Source organism: Actinomadura sp. GC306, from assembly GCF_004348665.1.
Taxonomy (GTDB): domain Bacteria; phylum Actinomycetota; class Actinomycetes; order Streptosporangiales; family Streptosporangiaceae; genus Spirillospora.
Window position 1 is genome coordinate 1 of the sequence record NZ_SMKM01000554.1, and the last position, 522, is coordinate 522.

1 rRNA gene is annotated in these 522 nt (G+C 60.9%); it reads left to right on the plus strand.

The annotated features are described in order from the left end of the window. Window positions 1–115, plus strand: a 16S ribosomal RNA gene (locus tag E1200_RS33465); the annotation flags it as partial. Window positions 116–522 lie beyond the last annotated feature (407 nt).

The window sequence follows — 522 nt, forward strand, 5'->3', positions numbered from 1 at the left end:
AAGCCCGTGGCCCAACCACCTTGTGTGGGGGGAGCGGTCGAAGGTGGGGCCGGCGATTGGGACGAAGTCGTAACAAGGTAGCCGTACCGGAAGGTGCGGCTGGATCACCTCCTTTCTAAGGAGCACATAACTGGCCGTCGTTGGTCCTGCTCAGGTGGGATGCGATGGTCGGTGGCCGCTGTTGACAGCGAGTGTCTGTCAGGTGGCTGCTCATAGATGTGGAGCACTGGCTACTCAGCTCACCGCTCGTGTGAGCCGGCAAGTACCGTCTTTCCGATCTCTCGCAGGTCGGAGGGGAGTGGGAACGTTGGTGTCGGGTGGGTGGTGGGTTGGACACGCTGTTGGGTCCTGAGGAAACGGGCGTGAGCCTGGTGGCCTCGGACTGCGGGACCAGGACCGCATCACCTGTGTTGGGTGGTGTGGTTTTGGTGGGCCCGGTTGTTTTTTGAGAACTGCACAGTGGACGCGAGCATCTCTGGTGAACGGCGATGCCGTCATTTCTCTTCGGTTTGAGGGGTTGTG